Genomic DNA, 18,108 nt, shown 5'->3' with positions numbered 1-18,108 from the left:
CAAACTTAATTTCCGTTCATCAGGTCGTCTGTGGCGAAGCGCAGGCGCGGTGCCGTGTGTATTCGGCACGCCCGGTCGCGGGCCTGCGTGACAAGCGGTTTTTCAAGAGGTTTTTTCGATGCGGGGATCGATCAGGTTAGCCTTCTCGGCGATGGCGCTCGCGTGTCTGGCGCCGATGCTGGCGGGCTGCAACGAGCCGACAACGGCCAATGCCGCCGCGCCGGAAAAGCCCGAAGTCAGCACCATCACCGTCAAGGCGCATGCCCGCGCGATCGTGCGCGAACTGCCGGGCCGGATCACACCGGTTCGCGTCGCCGATGTCCGCTCGCGCGTCTCGGGCATCGTCACCAAGCGCTCGTTCCAGCAGGGCAGCGAAGTCAAGGCCGGCGATCCGCTCTACCAGGTCGACCCGCGTCCTTTTGAAGTCGACTTGAAATCCGCCGAGGCCGCGCTCGCCAAGGCGAATGCCGCGCGTGAGCAGGCGGAACTGCAGGCCAAGCGCGTCGCCGCGCTGGCGCGCGACCAGGCTGCATCCAAGGCGCAGAATGAAGTCGCGGCCAGCAACTCGCGCCAGGCCGAGGCCGAAGTCGCGGCGCGCGAGGCCGAAGTCGCCCGCGCCAAGCTCAATCTCGAATACGCCACCATCCGCGCGCCGATTAGCGGCCGCATCGGCGCAGCGCTGGTCAGCGAAGGCGCGCTCGTTGTGCAGAACGACCCCACCAACCTCGCCACCGTCCAGCAGCTCGACCACGTCTATGCGGATTTCACCCAGCCGGTCGCCGAGATGGTGCGGCTGCGTCGCGCTTTTGAATCGGGAGAACTCGATCAGATCGCGCCGGACGCGGCGCGCGCCCGGCTCGTGCTCGACGACGGCTCTGTCTATCCGATCCCGGGCAAGCTGCTGTTCTCCGAAGCCAAGGTCGACGCCTACACCGGACAGGTGACGCTGCGCGCCGAGTTCGACAATCCTAACCGCGAGCTGCTTCCGGGCATGTATGTCCGCGTCCGGATCGAGCAGGGCTACGACGCCGATGCGATCGCGGTGCCCGACCAGGCGATCCAGCGCAACGCTGGCGGCGGCAGCGAAGTGTTCGTCGTCAAGGACGACAATCGCGTCGCGGTGCAGGCTGTGCGCGTCGGTTCGCAGCAAGACGGACAATGGCTGGTGCTGGACGGCCTCAAGCCGGGCGCCCGCGTTGTGGTCGAAGGCTTTCAGAAATTCGCAGCCGGTGACGTCGTGGTCCCGGTGAGCGCTGAAGAGACCAAAGCTTCAGCGCCGCCGAATCCGCAGACCGCCACCACCCAGCCCGCCGGAACGACGAAGAAGGTGCAATAGGCCGTCCCGATGCCATCCTTCTTTATCGACAGGCCGATTTTCGCCTGGGTCGTCGCGCTGTTCATCTGTCTGCTCGGCGTGATCTCGATCCCGTTCCTGCCGATCGCGCAGTATCCGATCATCGCGCCGCCGTCGATTTCGGTGTCGACGCAATATCCCGGTGCGTCGCCCGAGAACCTTTACAACAGCGTCACCCGGCTGATCGAAGAAGAGCTGAACGGCGCCAACGGCATTCTCAACTTCGAATCGACGTCCGACTCGCTGGGCCAGGTCGAAATCACCGCCAACTTCGAGCCCGGCACCGACACCGAAATGGCGTCGGTCAACGTGCAGAACCGCATCAAGCGCATCGAGGCGCGGTTGCCGCGCGCGGTGCTGCAGCAAGGCATCCTGGTCGAGGAAGCCTCCAGCGCGGTGCTGCAGATCATCACGCTGAGTTCGACCGACGGCTCGCTCGACGAAGTCGGCCTCGGCGACTTCATGATCCGCAACGTGCTCGGCGAAATCCGCCGCATTCCCGGCGTCGGCCGTGCCACGCTGTATTCGACGGAGCGCGCGCTGCGCATCTGGATCGATCCCGACAAGCTGGTCGGCTACAACCTGACCTCCGACGACGTCACCAAGGCGATCGAGGCGCAGAATGCCCAGGTCGCGTCCGGCGCGGTCGGCGCCGAGCCCAGCGACAAGGGGCAGAAGATCTCCGTTCTGGTGCTGGTGAAGGGCCAGCTGTCCTCCGCCGACGAATTCGGCGCGATCGTGCTGCGCGCCAATCCGGATGGGTCGACTGTGCGGCTGCGCGACGTCGCCCGGATCGAGATCGGCGGCTTCAGCTATCAGTTCAACACCCGCCTCAACGGCAAGCCGGTCGCCGGCCTGTCGGTGCTGATGTCGCCGACCGGCAACGCGCTGGCCACTGCGAGCGCCGTCGAAGCCAAGATGAAGGAGCTGTCGCGCTTCTTCCCGGCCAACATCAAATACGAGATCCCCTACAACATCACCCCGGTGGTCGAGGCCTCGATCACCAAGGTGGTGCACACGCTGATCGAAGCGGTGGTGCTGGTGTTCGTGGTGATGTTCCTGTTCCTGCAGAATATCCGCTACACCATCATTCCGACCATCGTGGTCCCGGTGGCGCTGCTCGGCACCTGTGTGTCGCTGCTGCTGTTCGGCTATTCGATCAACATGCTGACGATGTTCGGCATGGTGCTGGCGATCGGCATCCTGGTCGACGACGCCATCGTGGTGGTCGAAAACGTCGAGCGCATCATGGCAGAGGAGGGGCTCCCGCCAAAGGAAGCTACCCGCAAAGCAATGTCGCAGATCACCAGCGCGATCGTCGGTATCACCGCGGTGCTGATCGCGGTGTTCGTGCCGATGGCGTTCTTCCCGGGCTCGGTCGGCATCATCTATCGGCAGTTCTCGGTGACGATGGTGTCGGCGATCGCGTTCTCGGCGCTGCTGGCGCTATCGCTGACCCCGGCGCTGTGCGCGACGCTGCTGAAGCCGGTGGTGAAAGGCCATGCTCACGCCGAGCGTGGGTTTTTCGGCCGCTTCAATCGCATTCTGGATGGCACCCGCGAGCGCTACTCGCGCGTCGTGCGCTGGAATCTCGGACGCACCGGCCGGCTGATGATTCTGTATGCGGTGCTGATCGGCGTGCTCGGCTGGGGCCTGGTGCGGATGCCGGGCGGATTCCTGCCGATCGACGATCAAGGCTTCGTCACGGTCGATCTGCAGACCCCGTCCGAATCGTCCTACAATCGAACGTTCGACGTGATCAAGAAGGTCGAGGACTATCTGCTGAAGCGCGAGGGCATCGAGAACGTCACCTTCCTCACTGGCTTCAGCTTCCTCGGTCAGGGCATGAACGCTGCCCAGGCCTTCGTCACGTTGAAGGACTGGTCGGAGCGTGACGGCAACTCGTCGGCGGCAGCGATCGTCAGTGACGCCAACAAGGCGCTTGGTTCGGTGCGCGACGCGCGCATCGCCGCACAGCAACCGCCGCCGATCGACAACCTCGGCAATTCCTCGGGCTTCAGCTTCCGCCTGCAGGACCGCGGCCAGAAGGGCTACACCGCGCTAGTGCAGGCCAGCCAGCAGCTCGTCACTGCCGCCAACGCCAGCCCGATTCTGCAAAACGTCTATGTCGAAGGCCTGCCGCCGGCGCCGGTGATCAATCTGGTGATCGACCGCGAGAAGGCGAGCGCCTTCGGCGTCACCTTCCAGGACATCAATAATACGATCTCGACCAATCTCGGCTCGGCCTACGTCAACGACTTCCCGAACCGCGGGCGGATGCAGCGCGTCATCGTGCAGGCGGATATCGCCGACCGGATGAAGGCCGATGATATCCTGACCTACAACGTCAAGAACAGCCGCGGCGAGCTGGTGCCGCTATCGTCCTTCGCGACCATCGAATGGTCGAAGGGCCCGACACAGGTCGTCGGCTTCAACTACTATCCGGCGATGCGCATGAGCGGCGAGGCACGGCCCGGCTTCACCACCGGCGACGCGATCGCCGAGATGGAACGGCTCGCGGGGCAGTTGCCGCGCGGCTTCGGCTACGACTGGACCGGCCAGTCGTTGCAGGAAAAGCTGTCGGGCTCGCAGGCGCCGTTCCTGCTGGCGCTGTCGGCGCTGGTGGTGTTCCTGGTTCTGGCCGCGCTGTACGAAAGCTGGACCATCCCGGTTGCGGTGCTGCTCACGGTGCCGCTCGGCATCACCGGCGCGGTGATCGCGGCGATGATGCGTTCGCTGCCGAACGACGTGTACTTCACGGTGGGGCTGATCACGATCATCGGCCTCGCGGCGAAGGACGCGATTCTCATCGTCGAGTTCGCCAAGGACCTCCGCAAGGAAGGCAAGTCGCTTCGCGACGCTACCATGGAGGCGTGTCATCTCCGGTTCCGGCCGATCCTGATGACTGGCCTGGCGTTCGTCTGCGGCGTACTGCCGATGGCGATCGCCAGCGGCGCCGGCGGCAAGAGTCAGCAGGCGCTCGGCACCAGCGTGATGGGCGGCATGATCGCCGTGGTGATCCTGGCGCTGCTGATGGTGCCGGTGTTCTACGTCGTGGTGCAGCGCCTGCTGGGCCGCGACCGCTCCGACGATCCGGTAACGCAGCCCGAGCACGCGGTGCCGATGCATCCGCAACTGCCGAAAGACGCCGTCTAATTCGTCGCAGGCATGAGTATCTCGCGCCGGCAGTATCCGGCGTTGGAACCTTTGAGAAAACCTCCGGTTGTAAGTCGACAGGTGACATTCGACTGTTTAACCCCGTTGACGGAGGCTTCTATGAACGGAGACCAACCCATTAGCTGGCTGATGTTTTTCACGCTCGCCGCCGGCGTTGCGATCGTCGGCTTTGCATTTCTGAACTTCATTCGCTCGCGTTCGAACCGCGCCGTGGCAGCCGATACGCTTGAAGGCAACGGCACGGGCCGCGGTGCTGCGCCGGACGGCGCTCTGCCGGAACTGATCGGCGTCACCGTGTTCGCGCTGATCGCGATGGGCCTGCTGGCCACCGGCGTCAGCTCGCGCAACGATACCCAGACGGCGCAAGTGTCGCAGCCGGCCGCGACGGGCGGTAACACCACCGGCATGGCGCAGCCGAAGAACATCCAGAACGAGCCGAAGCAGTATCAGCCGGCCAACCCCGGCACTGACCCGCGTGTCGCTCCCACCGGTTCCGATGCTGGTGTCGGCAACTCTCCGGGCAACACCGGCACCGTGACGAAGTAACCGCCGCATCTGACGCCGATGACGAACGGGGGCCTTTCGGCCCCCGTTTTGTTTGCGCTCTTGTTAAGCTCGACGAGTGGAAGCTTTTGACCTGGCCCATGCCCTCTCCACTCGTCATGGCTGGGCTTGTCCCGGCCATCCACGCCTTTTCTTGCGTTTCCGTCAGCAAGACGTGGATGCCCGGCACAAGGCCGGGCATGACGGGGAGGGGGTGCTTGTCGCGGGTCGTAGCGGTTTCGCGACGGCTGTAGCTACAGCTACAACAACCGCAGCGGAGGCAGCTACGCCTTCGCCGCCTCGTACGCCGCGTTCTGCTGCTCCATCAGCGCGATCTTCTCCTGGAGCTTGCCGCGCTGCGCCGTCAGGGTGGTGAGGACGGCGGGCGCCGCGCCGGCGTCGGCGATGGCGTCGTCGTATTTCGAGACGTTGCGCTTTTCGCCATCGATCAGACCTGGCAGCACGCTGCCATCGAGGCCATCGAACAGCGACCGCACACTCATGATGGTCTTGTGCACCACGCTCATGAACGAGCCGCTGTCGTCGGCTGTTTCGCCGGCGTTGATCAGCAGCGCGCCGAGCTCCTCGGCGTTGCCGTGATGCAGCGCGATCATGTCGCGAAACAAAGACGTCAGACCCTTGCCCTCGGCGTCCTCGAGAGCTTCCTCATAGCCGTTGCGGGCGTCGATCGCGGCGGTGTGCAGCGTCTTCAGGTGATCGAGAATGTTGGTATCCAAGTAAGCCTCCTTCGGATGAGCGCGACGGTGCGCGCACGGCGTGGGTTCCGTGCGCAAACAACCGGGAGGAAGCAAAGCGGTTCTGTCCGGACTATTACGGACATGGCGACGGTGCCGAAGGCCGCAGGGGAGGCGGGCCGTTGAAGTTAATCCCGCTGTTCGCCCTCTTTTGGCGTGAGGCCGTATGGTTTGACCAAGGCCCACACGTGCGCCGGCACCATGTTCTTGATCTTGTGCTGATAGTTCCGTCGCAGATGCAATACGGTCTCGACCGCTTTCATTTCGACGCGGGCGCGGGCGAATTCCAGGCCGCGCGGGCCGACCTTCGGCATCAGCCAGCCCATCAACGGTCGCAGCCAGTTCGGCATGCCGCGTAACGGGAGGCCGCCCGCGGCGAGCTCAGTGTTTTTCAGGAAGCCTTTCACCGGCGCGGCGCGTTTGCCGGCGCTGGTCGGCTCGCTGAGCCGGACTTCGTCGCCGAGCAGGCTCAGTAACTCTTCGCCGCGTTCATTGCGGACCAGCAGCCATTGCTCGCCGCGTCCGGCCATGTAACCCACGGTGATGTCGGCGAGCGTGTTGGTGTAGTCGACACAGGTCCGGCAGGTGATCGGGAAGAAGTCCGAGGGCAGCTTGGAGATCGGCAGCAGCAGGAACGGGATCTCCTGGACGCGGCCGTCGTCGAACCGAAGTTCGACATGATAGTCGGCGCGGAATTCCAGATAGGTGATCGTCTCGGGCTTGTCGGACAGCAGATGCAGAAAGCCGTGAAACGCTTCCGTCGTCGTGTTGTCGGAGCACGGCGTGCCGATCACGTAAAGCCGCTCGAAGCCGAGCTTCTGCTCGAGCGCGCGCAACGCATAGATCTGACAGGGGATGCCGATCACCGCGAGACGCTTGTGGCCGGCCGCGCGTGCCGGCTCGAGCAGCGCCAGCGACGGCGCGTAGCCCATCCGCATGCCACGGCACTGCGCCATATCTTCGGCCCGGGTGACCAGCACCGGCCGCGGCTTCCATTTGTCGTCCGGATCCGCCGCCATCGTCAGCACCGCGTCGACAGCGCCGGTTTCGAGCAGCCGCTCGCCGATCCGGGTGGTAATGCCGGTCCACTGCGCGCCCTCGCGCGGCTGCTTCATCGCCGCCTGCAGCATGCGGCGGTACGGGCCGAAGAAGGCTTCGTCCGGTTTTGCGGAGTCGCGGGTGCGGCCGTGGACCTGCAGTTCCATCGCCGGGTAGTTCGGTTTGATGAACTGGCAGGCCTGCCCGCATTGTTTGGGGTCGCTCATCCGCGACACGCCGCAATCGGTGCACAGATCGCGCCGCGCTGGCGCATTGAGCGGTGGGGTGACGAGCGGAGCGGGAACGACGCGGCTATCCATATGTGCCTCTTGTCGCCGCAGGGCGTGTGCGGCGCTCCGGCGCGATGCGGCGGTTCTAGAAGGGGGCCGCCCCATCTCGCCATTCGCCATAAGTCAGGCGATCAGGATCAATAGAGCCAAACCCGGGCGACCGATAGATCGGCGTCAAACGCGCGCCCGATCGCCACCAAACCGATCCGCCGGAGCCGGGATGAATTGAACGGCGTCTCGATACGATGCGGCACAAAGCCCGCGAACGGCAGCTTCAGAAGGGTTCGATGCTGCGGTGCGACGAAGGCGCTGCGATAAGATTGTTGCGGGCGCACCACGTCGGTGGTGCGCAGATGCATCCCGTAGGTCTCGCCATTGCCGAAGACTTCGAGACCGATTCCCGTGAAGGCGCTGGCGTCGAACGCGCCGCCCGCCGGCTGAAGGTCCAGCGCGATCTGGATGAATCCACCATTGTTTTCGGTCGAGACCGCACCGCGCATCCGCACCGGCGCGTCCTCTCCGATCGTCGCGGTGTGCAGCGTGCCTAGCGACACGCCGCCCATCACCATGTCGGTGATCAGGCGCCAGCTTCGCTTGCCGGAGTCAGGCCACAGCTCGATCTCCCTCATCGGATCACCATCGGGAACGTCACTGCGATCGCCCAGGAGAACAAGATGGCGTTAGCCAACGCGCCCGGCAAGGGATGGTTGGTGGCCTTGTAGGTCCAGTTGCTGATCAGGCCGAACGCCAGAAACAGCAGCAGGATCGCCGGCACGATGATGATCAGGAAGAACAGCTTGTGCAGATTGAGCGCGACGGCGCCGGCGAGCGACGCCAGGAAGCAGAATTTCCCCAGCGCATAGGCGCCGCGCCGTGCGCCGGCGCCATGCGCCATCCACTCAGCGGTGAGGAAATACGGGATCGTGCCGCAGGCGACCGCCGCGATCAGGTGCAGCCGCGGCTCGATCGGCATGAAGGAGAACAGATAAGTATCCAGCGGCCATCCGAAGCCGACGATGTTGTAGGCAATCGCCGCCGCCGCCGCGACGATCAGCGCCACGACCGAGACCCGCGGATGCGCCGGGTCCGGCAGTGATTCCAGTCGGGTGAGACTGTGGCCGGCATGGTGCGCCGGGTGCGGGTCGGCGCTCGATTTTCGCAGCCGGATGAGCCACAGGATCGCCGCCGTCAGTACGCCGTACAGCAGGAAGTGCAGCGTCAGGTAATCGCCGAGCAGGATGATCAGGAAGTCGGTCGGCGCTTTCCACAGCAGCAGCGGCGTCAGCACCGCCGGCACGATGGCGGCGATCAGCAGCGGCTTCCAGGCAAGGCTCGCGCCCATCGGCATCGGCACAGCCTGCGGCAGCAGGGCCGACAGCGGCCATGCCAGCGCGATCAGTCCGCCGAACAGCAAGGCCAGCCAGATCGGCCTGCGGTCGATCCAGCCCGAGCTTTGCCGGCCGAACGAATCGTTCATCCAGGCCAGCGACTCGTGCAGCGAATCCTGGCTGTACAGGACGCCGATATGTTCGACGCCGGACGACAGCGCCAGCCGCCGCGCGGTGCCTTTGTCGAACTCACCATAGGTTCGACCCGCGACGGCGCCGCCGCCGGCGGACAGATTGACGATCCGCAGGCCCTCGTCGATCAGCATCTGCGGCTCGAGCGCGCCGACGATCACCAGCAGATTGCGCGGGCTGGTTGCGGTCGCCACGCGGGTGAACACCGACACCGCAACCGTCGCGGCGATCTCCGGATGCTCCATCGCGTAGCGCACCACGATGTCGGAGGCCATTGAATGGCCGAGCACCGCGGCGCGGCCGTCGCTCTGCGGCAGGGCGCGTGCGTAATCGGTGACGCGCGCCAGATCATCGACCAGTACGCCGGTGATTTTGGTCGGCTCGTCGACATCGCCCTTCATGGTGACCGGATTGCGGCCGTGACCGGTGAAGTCGAACGTCACCGCGATATAGCCGTTGCGCGCCATGGTCTGGGCGAACGGCTGCATCAATTGCTGCGAGCCGGCGAAGCCGTGGGCGATCACCACGACGGGGGCGCGCGTCACGGAAGGCTCACGAAACACCGTGACGGGGGTCTCGCCGACGCTCGCATGGGTGATGATCAGATCGCCGCTGCCGCGCTGCAATTGCCACAGCGCCACCACGATGGCGATCACCGCAACGATGGCGACGACGATACGGGCGAGACCGAACCTGCGGCCGCGCGTCATTCCTCCTCCCCCGCGATGTGTCGTCTGCGGATACTGCGAACCGTCCACCAGATCGACAGCGCCGCGATCGGAACGAAGCCGGCGGTGACGAGGCTTGGATCGACCTTGATCTGCCCGGCCTCGTGCAGGCCCTTCACCAGATAGCCGAACAGCCCGACCACATAGTAAGTGATCGCCGCGGTGGACAAACCTTCGACGGTGGTCTGCAGGCGCAGCTGCAGCCTCGTCCGTGCGTTCATCGATTTCAGCAGTTCCTGGTTCTGCTGTTCGAGTTCGACGTCGACGCGGGTGCGCAGCAAATTCGCCGCGCGGGCAAGCTTCAGCGACAGATCGGACTGCCGCGCCTCGGTGGTGGCGCAGGTGCGCATTGCGGGCTTCATCCGGCGGGCGAGGAACGACGACCAGGTCGGCAGGCCGCCGACCTTGCGCTCGCCGAGTGTGGCGAGGCGTCCCGTCATGATTTCCTCATAGGCGCGGCTGGCGCTGAACCGGCCGAGACTCGCGGCGGCGCCGGCCTCGACCTCCGCGGCAAGCTCGGTCAATTCGCGCAGCAGGCTGTTGTTGATCGCCAGATCGCCGGCCTTGCGCATCTCGGCGGTGACCTCGGCGAGGCGGCGTTCGGCGTTGCTGATCGAGGGGCCGAGCCGCTGCGCTTCCGGCAGGCCGAGCAGCGCCAGCGTCCGATAGGTTTCGATTTCCAGCACGCGCTGCGTCAGGGCGCCGGCGCGCTCCGGCGCCATGCCGCGATCAATCACCAACACCCGCACGAAGCCTGACGGGCCGGGCTGGAAGTCGGTCGCGTATAGCGCCGCGCCGTCGGAATTTTCCGCGACCGCAAGGCTGGCGCGATCGAACAGCCGCTCCGGCGCGGTGAGTGGCGGGTTGTCGGCCAGCACATGCAGGTCCACCGCCACCAGCAATGGGCCAGGCTGCGGCAGCAGCCGCATCGGCGAGGCGAGCGACGAGGCCTCGGGATGAAATGGCGTCGCAGTCGCGTCGGCGGTGAATTCCCAGGTGTAGGTGGTGAATTCGGAATGCTGTTCCCAGCGCAGCGTCGTCGTGCCGAAGCTGGCGCGATGATGCTTCTCGCCGACTGTCGGCCCCTGCAGTCCGCGCGATTCGCAGAAGCGCGTCATCGCGGCGCGATCGGCAGCGGCCCTGTCACCCGTAGTATCGAATGCGAAATGCAGTACGCGCGCCGGGACGGACAGCGCGGTGAACGGGCGCGCGTGAACCTCGCCGAGTACGACCGCCCGCAAGGGATGCGGCGAAAGTCTACCATCGCCGATCCGAACTTCTGCCGTCATGGGTATTTTGACCTTGCTCAACATTGCGCCGATTGACTTGAGTAGCATTGTGGCGCGATGGACAGAAGCCGAAACGTTTTACCTGCACAGCAGCGTAAGGCCGTCGCTGGCGCCCGAATTGTTCGAAATCAACGACCGCGGCACCCAGCTCGGTCTTACGAAAAATCCGGTAGTCATCTGTTTGCAATCTGGCTCGGACTGGTATTGTTCGGCCGTCAGTCGCCGCGGGCCCCTTCGCGGTCGTCGAATGGAGCATGTGGTGAAAATTCCAGTCCGCATTGGGACGCGCAAGAGCGTGATGGCGCTTGCCCAGACCGAGGACATCGCCAAGCAGCTGCGCGCAGCCGCGAGCGAACTCGACGTCGAGATCGTAAAGTTCGAGACCGTCGGCGACAGCGATCAGGTCAGCAAGCTGCTGCCGCACGGCGGCAAGGGTGGCGCGTTCGTGGCGGAGATCCGTGCTGCGATGCTGCGCGGCGAGTTGCAGTGCGCGATGCACTCGCTCAAGGACATGCCGGCCAATGAAGAGACGCCCGGCCTGATCGTCGCCGCCACGCTGGCGCGCGATCCGGCCAATGACTCGCTGGTGCTGCGCAAGGGGCTGACGCTCGATGAGCTGAAGAACAGCCGCGGCAAGGGCTACACCATCGGCACCAATGCGGTGCGGCGCGCCGCCTATGCCAAGCGGCTGTTCCCCGAGGTCAATGTCATTCACTTCCGTGGCGCGGCAGATACGCGGCTGCGCAAGCTCGACAATGGCGAGAAGCAGCGCCTGCCGGACGGCAGCGAGGTCGGTCCCGCCGATGCGCTGATCATGGCGCGCTCCGGCCTGGAGCGCGTCGGCTTTGCCGACCGCATCGTGCACGACTTCACGCCGGACGAGATGCTGCCCTCGGCCGGGCAGGGTATCGTCGCGGTCGAGTGCCCGGTCAACGACTGGCAGACCCGCAAATATCTGGCGATGATCGACGATCCGAAGGCGCGGCTTTGCTGCGATGCGGAGCGCGAGGTGCTGTGGGTGCTGGACGGCCACTGCAATTCGCCGATGGCCGCTTACTCCACCATCAATGGCGACGAGATGACATTGAGCGCCTCGGTGCTCGATCAGGAAGGTGGCCTCTTCATCGAAGCCACCCGCACCGGACGGGCCGATCGCCCGCGCGAACTCGGCCGTACCGTCGGCCTCGATCTGCTCGGCAAGGGCGCCGCCGCGATCATCGAAAAAACGCGGCCGGAGTAACCCATCCCATGGCGATCGTATTCCCGTTCTCCGCCATCGTCGGCCAGGAAGAGATGAAACTCGCCTTGCTGATCGCGGCGGTCGATCAGAAGGTCGGCGGCGTGTTGGCGTTCGGCGATCGCGGCGCCGGCAAGTCGACTGCCGTGCGCGCGCTCGCCGCGCTGCTGCCGAAGATGAAGACGGTCGTCGGCTGCCGCTACAATTGCGATCCCGACCAGCCCGAGCGCTACTGCGAAGAGTGCAAGGAGAAGGCCAAGCACGGCAAGGTCAAGACCGCGCAGGTGCCGGTGCCGGTGGTCGATCTGCCGCTCGGCGCGACCGAAGACCGCGTCGTCGGCGCGCTCGATCTCGAACGCGCACTCGCCAAGGGCGAGAAGGCGTTCGAGCCGGGCCTGCTGGCCCGCGCGCATCGCGGCTTCCTCTACATCGATGAAGCTAATCTGCTCGAGGATCACCTCGTCGATCTGCTGCTCGACGTCGCCGCTTCGGGCGAGAACGTGGTCGAGCGCGAAGGTCTCAGCATTCGCCATCCGGCGCGCTTTGTGCTGGTCGGCACCGGCAACCCGGAAGAGGGCGAACTGCGCCCGCAACTGCTCGACCGCTTCGGCATGTCGGTGGAAGTGAAAACCCCCGATACGTTGCCGGAACGCATCGAAGTCGTGCGCCGCCGCGATTCGTTCGAGAACGATCCCGCTGCCTTCATCGAGACGTGGACGAAGGAAGAAGGCAAGCTGCGCCGCAAGATCACCCAGGCCAAGGAGCGGCTGCCCGACGTGAGCGTCCCCGACGCTGCGCTGGAGCGTGCTGCCAAGCTGTGCATGACGCTCGGCACCGACGGCCTGCGCGGTGAGCTCACGCTGATGCGGGCGGCGCGTGCGCTCGCTGCGTTGGAGCACGACAAGATCGTCACCGACGATCACCTCAAACGGATTGCGCCGTCAGCGCTGCGGCATCGGCTGCGGCGGAATCCTCTGGACGACGCCGGATCGAGCGTGCGTGTCGATCGGGCGATCGCTGAAATCTTCGGATGAGCATTTCGCCAGCATGGTCCGATGCGGTGACCGCGGCGCAGTTGTTCGCGGTAGACCCGGTCGGCACCGGCGGCGTGCTGCTGCGCTCGCGCGCCGGCCCGGTGCGCGACCGCTGGATGGCGCTGCTACGCGCCGCGCTGCCGCCTGATCAGCCCTACAGGAATCTGCCGCTGCACATCGCCGATGGCCGCCTGCTCGGCGGTCTCGATCTGTCCGCGACGCTGCTCGCCGGCCGCCCGGTCGCCGAGCGTGGTCTGCTGGCGGAAACCGACGGCGGCGTGCTGGTGGTGGCGATGGCCGAGCGGCTGCAATCGTCGACCAACGTGTATCTCACCGCCGCGATGGACGCGCAGGAAACCGCGGTGGAGCGCGACGGCCTGTCGCTGCGGATGCCGGCGCGGTTCGGCGTCGTGGCGCTCGACGAGGGCATCGAGGATGAGTTCGCGCCGGCCGGCCTGCGCGACCGGCTCGGCTTTCATCTGGATTTGGATCAGTTCGCCTGGCGCGAGACCGAGGATTTTCCGGTCGAGCTCGACGCCATCGCGGAGGCGCGCGGGCGGCTTGCCGGCATCAAGGTCGAGAGCGAGCAGATCGAGGCGATCTGCACCGCCGCGGCCGCGCTCGGCATCGTGTCGCTGCGTGCGCCGCTGCTGGCGATCCGCGCCGCCAAGGCGAGCGCCGCGCTGTTCGATCGCCGGACCATCGAGCAGGACGACATCACCCTCGCTGCGCGCCTCGTGCTGGCGCCGCGCGCCACCGTGTTTCCGCAGCAGGAGCCGCCCGATCAGTCCGACGAGCCGCCGCCACCCGAGCCGCCGCCGCCGGACGACAACGCCGACAACAACGATCAGCAAGAGCCGCCGACTCCCGATCTCGACAAGGCGCTCGACGAAGTCATTCTCGCTGCCGTGAAGGCCGCGATGCCGCCCGGCGTGCTCGAAGCGCTGCGCGCTTCCGCGGGACGCTCGCGGTCGCGCTCGGCCGGCAAAGCAGGCGAATTGCAGAAGTCCAAGAAGCGCGGCCGGCCCGCCGGCTCGCTGCGCGGCGAACTGCGCGACGGCAGCAAGCTCAACGTCATCGAAACGCTGCGCGCCGCCGCGCCGTGGCAGCCGCTGCGCCGGCGTCAGGCCGAGTCTCGGCCCGGCACCAAGCCGCGCGTGCTGGTGGAGAAGGACGATTTCCGGATCGCGCGCTTCAAGCAGCGCACCGAGACCATCACGATCTTCGTGGTCGACGCCTCGGGCTCCGCGGCGCTGCATCGCCTCGCCGAAGCCAAGGGCGCGGTCGAGTTGTTACTTGCGGACTGCTACGTGCGACGCGATCAGGTCGCGATGGTATCGTTCCGCGGCACAATCGCCGAAGTCCTGCTGCCGCCGACGCGGTCGCTGGCGCGCGCCAAGCGCAGCCTCGCCGGCCTGCCGGGCGGCGGCGGCACGCCGCTCGCGGCCGGGCTCGACACCGCGTTCATGATGGCCGACTCGATCAAGCGCAAAGGCCAGACGCCGACCGTCATCGTCCTCACCGACGGCCGCGCCAACATCGCGCGCGACGGCGCGCCGGGCCGGCCGCAGGCGGAAGAAGATGCCAAGACCTCGGCGCGGCAATTCCGCGTCGCCGGCATCAACTCGGTGGTGATCGACATGTCGCCGCGCCCCGGCCCGCAGGCCGAAGCCTTCGCCAAGGAAATGGACGCCCGCTACCTGCCGCTGCCGCACGCCGATGCGACCGTGCTGGCCCAAGCCGTCACCGCCGCAGCGCGGATGGGCTGATAATTCATTCGGCTAAATTCGCCGGCTCCAGCCCAATCGTCATTGCGAGGAGCGAAGCGACGAAGCAATCCAGCCCGGTGCACGGCGCCTCTGGATTGCTTCGCTTTGCTCGCAATGACGGAGAGTTTGTTGTTCTGATGGCAAATGGCGTGGGTGGCCGGGCCTTCGCCGCGCCGAAGCGGATTCGGCCGCGCAGGCGGGACAAGCCCGGCCATGACGAAGTCATAAGCTCAACGAAAAAGCCGGCGCTGGTGCGCCGGCTTAGATCAGGCATCGCGTAACGCGGGGGCTCAGCCTTTGTAGGCGCGGACCCGCTTCACCATCTGCTCGACATGCGCGGTCGAGGCGTCCGGCGTGATGCCGTGGCCGAGGTTGAAGATGTGACGGCCGGCGGAGAAGTTCTTGAGCACGTCGTCGACGCCTTCGTCGAGCGCCGCGCCGCCGGCGATCAGCAACAGCGGATCGAGATTGCCCTGCACTGCGACCTTGGTCTGAACCTGCTCGCGGACCAGGTTCGGCTCGGCGGTCCAGTCGATGCTGACGGCGTCGACGCCGGTGCGCTCGATGAAGGCCGGCAGCAGCGCGCCGGCGCCGCGCGGGAAGCCGATGATCTTGGCGCCCGGCACCTGCTTGCGCACGCCAGTGACGATACGCCGCGTCGGCTCGATCACCCAGCGCTCGAACTCGCGCGGCGGCAGAATGCCGCCCCAGGTGTCGAACAGCTGCAGCACGTCGGCGCCGGCTTCGAGTTGCTTCAGCAGATACTGAATCGAGCTCTCGACCAGCACGTCGATGATTTTCGCGAACGCGCCGGGATGCTGATAGGCCATCAGCCGGGCCGGAGCCTGATCCGGCGTGCCCTGACCGGCCACCATGTAGGTGGCGACCGTGAACGGCGAGCCGCAGAAGCCGATCAGCGTGGTTTCCTTCGGCAGTTCGCTGCGGACGATACGCAGCGCCTCGAACACCGGCTCGAGCTTGCCGAGGTCGATGGCCTGGTTGAGCGTGCCGACCTTGTCGGGCGTATCCAGAGGATCGAGCCGCGGGCCTTCACCGACTTCGAACCGCACCGCGCGGCCGAGCGCATGGGGCACCACCAGAATGTCCGAAAAGATGATTGCGGCGTCGAAGCCGAAGCGCCGGATCGGCTGCAGCGTGACTTCGGCGGCAAGCTTTGAATTGTAACACAGATCGAGGAAGCTACCGGCCTCGGCGCGGGTCGCGCGGTATTCCGGCAGATAGCGACCGGCCTGCCGCATCATCCACATCGGGGGAGAGGCCTGCCGGTTGCCGGAAAGCACTTCCATGAACGGTTTCGTCACCAGATTCTGTGTCAAGAGATCTACCCACTGTTTTACGACAAGCGACCTTGACGGTCTGATACACTGCGAACACCGTCTTGACCACGCCGACCTGCGGCGGAGGCGCCGCGAATAGGAATTTCGAGATGAGCGAAACCGCAACCACCCCAGCATCCCCCGCAACCCACAGACAGGGGTTGGCCCTGCCGCCGCCGGTGCCGGGCGAAAAGCACGACATCGACAGTTTTGGAGGGCGGCTGACCTATTGGTCGGCGGCGCCGGCCGAACCGTCGTCGCAGCCTCCGCTGCTGCTGATCCACAGCATCAACGCCGCCGGATCGGCTTACGAAGTCAAACCGATCTTCGAAAACTACGCGAAAAGCCGCCCAGTCTATGCGGTGGAGATGCCGGGCTTTGGTCATTCGTCGCGTGCAAAGCGTCAATACACAATTCGGATGATGACGGATGCGATACATTCCGTAGTTGTCGAGATTCAAAAGGCGCATCCCGGCCAGAAGATCGACGCGCTGGCGCTGTCGCTGAGCAGTGAGTTTCTCGCACGCGCGGCGAGCGAGACGCCGGACGCGTTCCGCACGCTCGCGTTGGTCGCGCCGACCGGCTTTGACAAGCGGAATCAGCGCTGGACCCGCGGGTCGCGGGCGATTCCGTGGCTGCATTCGTTCTTCGAGAACCCGCTGTGGAGCGAGGGCATCTTCAAGGCGCTCACCGCCAAGCCGGTGATCGGCTGGTTCCTGAAGAAGGCGTTCGGCTCGCCGAACATCGACCAGGGCATGCTCGACTACGACTATCTGACGACGCATCAGCCCGGCGCGCAGCACGCCCCTTATTACTTCGTCTCAGGCTTCCTGTTCAGCCAGGACATCCTGCGGATCTATCAGGATCTGCAGATGCCGGTGTGGTTCAGCCACGGCGTGCGCGGTGACTTCGTCGATTACGGATTCAAGAGCACGGTCGAAGGCCGGCCAAATTGGACCGTCACCATCTTCCAGACCGGCGCGATGCCGCATTTCGAAGTTCCCGGCGAATTCATGCGCGCCTACGACGAATTCCTCGCGCGTGTCACGGGGGCGGCGTCGGTCTGAGGTCGGGCGATGAGCGATCTCGTCTGGAGCCGCGACGGCGCCGACTGGCCGCATCGTGAGGCCAGCCGGTTCGTCGAGGCCGGCGGCTTTCGCTGGCATGTGCAGCAGATGGGGTCGGCGGGCGCGCCGGCGCTGCTGCTGATCCACGGCACCGGCGCGGCGTCCCACTCCTGGCGCGGCCTGATGCCGCTGCTGGCCAAGGACTATCAGGTCATCGCGCCGGATCTGCCCGGCCACGGCTTCACCCAGGCGCCGCGGGCGCATCGGCTGTCGCTGCCCGGCATGGCGGCCGATCTTGCCGCGTTGCTGCGGGTGCTCGGCGTGTCGCCGGACATCGTGGTCGGACACTCCGCGGGCGCCGCGATCGCCGCGCGGATGTGCCTCGACGGCGCGATCTCGCCGCGGCTGCTGATCAGCCTTAACGGCGCGTTCCTGCCCTATGGCGGGCCGGCCGCGAACTTCTTCTCGCCGCTGGCCAAGATGCTGGTGCTGAATCCGTTCGTGCCCAGCCTGTTCGCCTGGCAGGCCGGCTCGCGCGGCGCGGTCGAGCGGCTGATCGGCAATACCGGCTCGACGATCGATGCGCAGGGACTGAAGCTGTACGGCAAGCTGGTCGGAAATTCCGGCCATGTCGCCGCCGCGCTGCGGATGATGGCGAACTGGGATCTGGAACCGCTGCTTCATGCTCTGCCAGGCTTGAAGCCGCAATTGGTGCTGATCGCCGCTGATGGCGACCGGGCTATACCGCCCTCGGTTGCCCGTAAGGTGCAGGAAATTCAGACAAAAGCTGTGGTGGAGCGGATCCCGGGGCTTGGCCATCTGGCCCACGAGGAGCAGCCGCAACTGATCGCCGACCTGATCGTGCGATATTCGCGCCGGAGTTCGAAAAATGTCGAATAGATCAAAGACACCGGTGTAACGTTTGCGTTACACATTTGGACTGGTTCAGCTGTCAATTTTTCGTTACAGT

The 18,108-nt window shown here is 65.7% G+C and carries 14 protein-coding genes; 8 read left to right on the top strand and 6 right to left on the bottom strand.

Annotated features, from left to right (window positions below):
- Positions 1-118 precede the first annotated feature (118 nt).
- The 3 genes from LPW26_RS10990 to LPW26_RS10980 all read left to right on the top strand — a co-directional run bounded on the left by LPW26_RS10990 (position 119) and on the right by LPW26_RS10980 (position 5,077).
- Complete coding sequence (locus tag LPW26_RS10990) at positions 119-1,336, top strand: efflux RND transporter periplasmic adaptor subunit (protein ID WP_238735128.1); 1,218 nt, start codon at positions 119-121, stop codon at positions 1,334-1,336.
- A gap of 9 nt (positions 1,337-1,345) precedes the next feature.
- Complete coding sequence (locus tag LPW26_RS10985) at positions 1,346-4,510, top strand: multidrug efflux RND transporter permease subunit (protein ID WP_238735126.1); 3,165 nt, start codon at positions 1,346-1,348, stop codon at positions 4,508-4,510.
- Positions 4,511-4,630: 120 nt separating this feature from the next.
- Positions 4,631-5,077, top strand: coding sequence for a hypothetical protein (locus LPW26_RS10980; protein WP_238735124.1), 447 nt, complete (start codon positions 4,631-4,633; stop codon positions 5,075-5,077).
- Between the two features lie 281 nt (positions 5,078-5,358).
- Here the strand turns inward: LPW26_RS10980 and LPW26_RS10975 are convergent, their stop codons facing one another.
- The 5 genes from LPW26_RS10975 to LPW26_RS10955 all read right to left on the bottom strand — a co-directional run bounded on the left by LPW26_RS10975 (position 5,359) and on the right by LPW26_RS10955 (position 10,694).
- Positions 5,359-5,811: a PA2169 family four-helix-bundle protein gene (locus LPW26_RS10975; RefSeq protein ID WP_238735122.1), complete on the bottom strand. Its 453-nt coding sequence runs from the start codon at positions 5,809-5,811 to the stop codon at positions 5,359-5,361.
- A gap of 146 nt (positions 5,812-5,957) precedes the next feature.
- The gene (locus tag LPW26_RS10970; protein ID WP_238735120.1) at positions 5,958-7,187 is read right to left on the bottom strand and encodes a Coenzyme F420 hydrogenase/dehydrogenase, beta subunit C-terminal domain; all 1,230 of its coding nucleotides are present in this window, start codon (positions 7,185-7,187) and stop codon (positions 5,958-5,960) included.
- 107 nt (positions 7,188-7,294) lie between these two features.
- Positions 7,295-7,786 (bottom strand): CIA30 family protein, encoded by a 492-nt coding sequence (locus LPW26_RS10965; protein ID WP_238735118.1) that lies wholly within the window; start codon positions 7,784-7,786, stop codon positions 7,295-7,297.
- Positions 7,783-9,387: an alpha/beta hydrolase gene (locus LPW26_RS10960; protein WP_238735116.1), complete on the bottom strand. Its 1,605-nt coding sequence runs from the start codon at positions 9,385-9,387 to the stop codon at positions 7,783-7,785. Before LPW26_RS10960 ends, LPW26_RS10965 begins: the two co-directional genes overlap by 4 nt.
- Entirely contained in the window at positions 9,384-10,694 is a 1,311-nt protein-coding gene (locus LPW26_RS10955) for a DUF3422 family protein (protein WP_238735114.1), read from the bottom strand. Before LPW26_RS10955 ends, LPW26_RS10960 begins: the two co-directional genes overlap by 4 nt.
- Positions 10,695-10,941: 247 nt before the next feature.
- Here LPW26_RS10955 and hemC point away from each other — a divergent pair, with 247 nt between their 5' ends.
- The 3 genes from hemC to LPW26_RS10940 are packed head-to-tail and all read left to right on the top strand — an operon-like array spanning position 10,942 to position 14,734.
- Positions 10,942-11,934, top strand: coding sequence for a hydroxymethylbilane synthase (hemC, locus tag LPW26_RS10950; protein ID WP_249785137.1), 993 nt, complete (start codon positions 10,942-10,944; stop codon positions 11,932-11,934).
- 8 nt (positions 11,935-11,942) lie between these two features.
- A complete protein-coding gene (bchI, locus tag LPW26_RS10945; protein ID WP_238735110.1) occupies positions 11,943-12,965 on the top strand; it encodes a magnesium chelatase ATPase subunit I in 1,023 nt (340 codons plus the stop codon).
- Positions 12,962-14,734 carry a magnesium chelatase subunit D gene (locus LPW26_RS10940; protein WP_238735108.1) on the top strand — a complete coding sequence of 591 codons (1,773 nt, stop codon included), beginning with the start codon at positions 12,962-12,964 and terminating at the stop codon, positions 14,732-14,734. The genes bchI and LPW26_RS10940 overlap by 4 nt, the downstream gene beginning before the upstream one ends.
- 290 nt (positions 14,735-15,024) lie before the next feature.
- On the opposite strand, the gene hemE is transcribed toward LPW26_RS10940, so the two are convergent.
- Positions 15,025-16,041, bottom strand: a complete 1,017-nt coding sequence (hemE, locus tag LPW26_RS10935; RefSeq protein ID WP_238735107.1) for a uroporphyrinogen decarboxylase — start codon at positions 16,039-16,041, stop codon at positions 15,025-15,027.
- A 140-nt stretch (positions 16,042-16,181) separates the two neighbouring features.
- Here hemE and LPW26_RS10930 point away from each other — a divergent pair, with 140 nt between their 5' ends.
- Together LPW26_RS10930 and bchO are read left to right on the top strand one after the other, a co-directional pair.
- Positions 16,182-17,138, top strand: a complete 957-nt coding sequence (locus tag LPW26_RS10930) for an alpha/beta fold hydrolase (protein ID WP_238735105.1) — start codon at positions 16,182-16,184, stop codon at positions 17,136-17,138.
- 9 nt (positions 17,139-17,147) lie between these two features.
- On the top strand, positions 17,148-18,038 hold the full coding sequence (gene bchO / locus LPW26_RS10925) for an alpha/beta fold hydrolase BchO (RefSeq protein ID WP_238735103.1): 891 nt from the start codon (positions 17,148-17,150) through the stop codon (positions 18,036-18,038).
- The last annotated feature ends 70 nt before the right edge of the window (positions 18,039-18,108 follow it).

It is taken from the genome of Rhodopseudomonas infernalis (assembly GCF_022271405.1).
In the GTDB taxonomy this organism is placed as follows: Bacteria; Pseudomonadota; Alphaproteobacteria; order Rhizobiales; family Xanthobacteraceae; genus Rhodopseudomonas; species Rhodopseudomonas infernalis.
The sequence above is the reverse complement of the archived record's forward strand: the minus strand, read 5'-3'. Positions and strand labels throughout refer to the sequence as shown.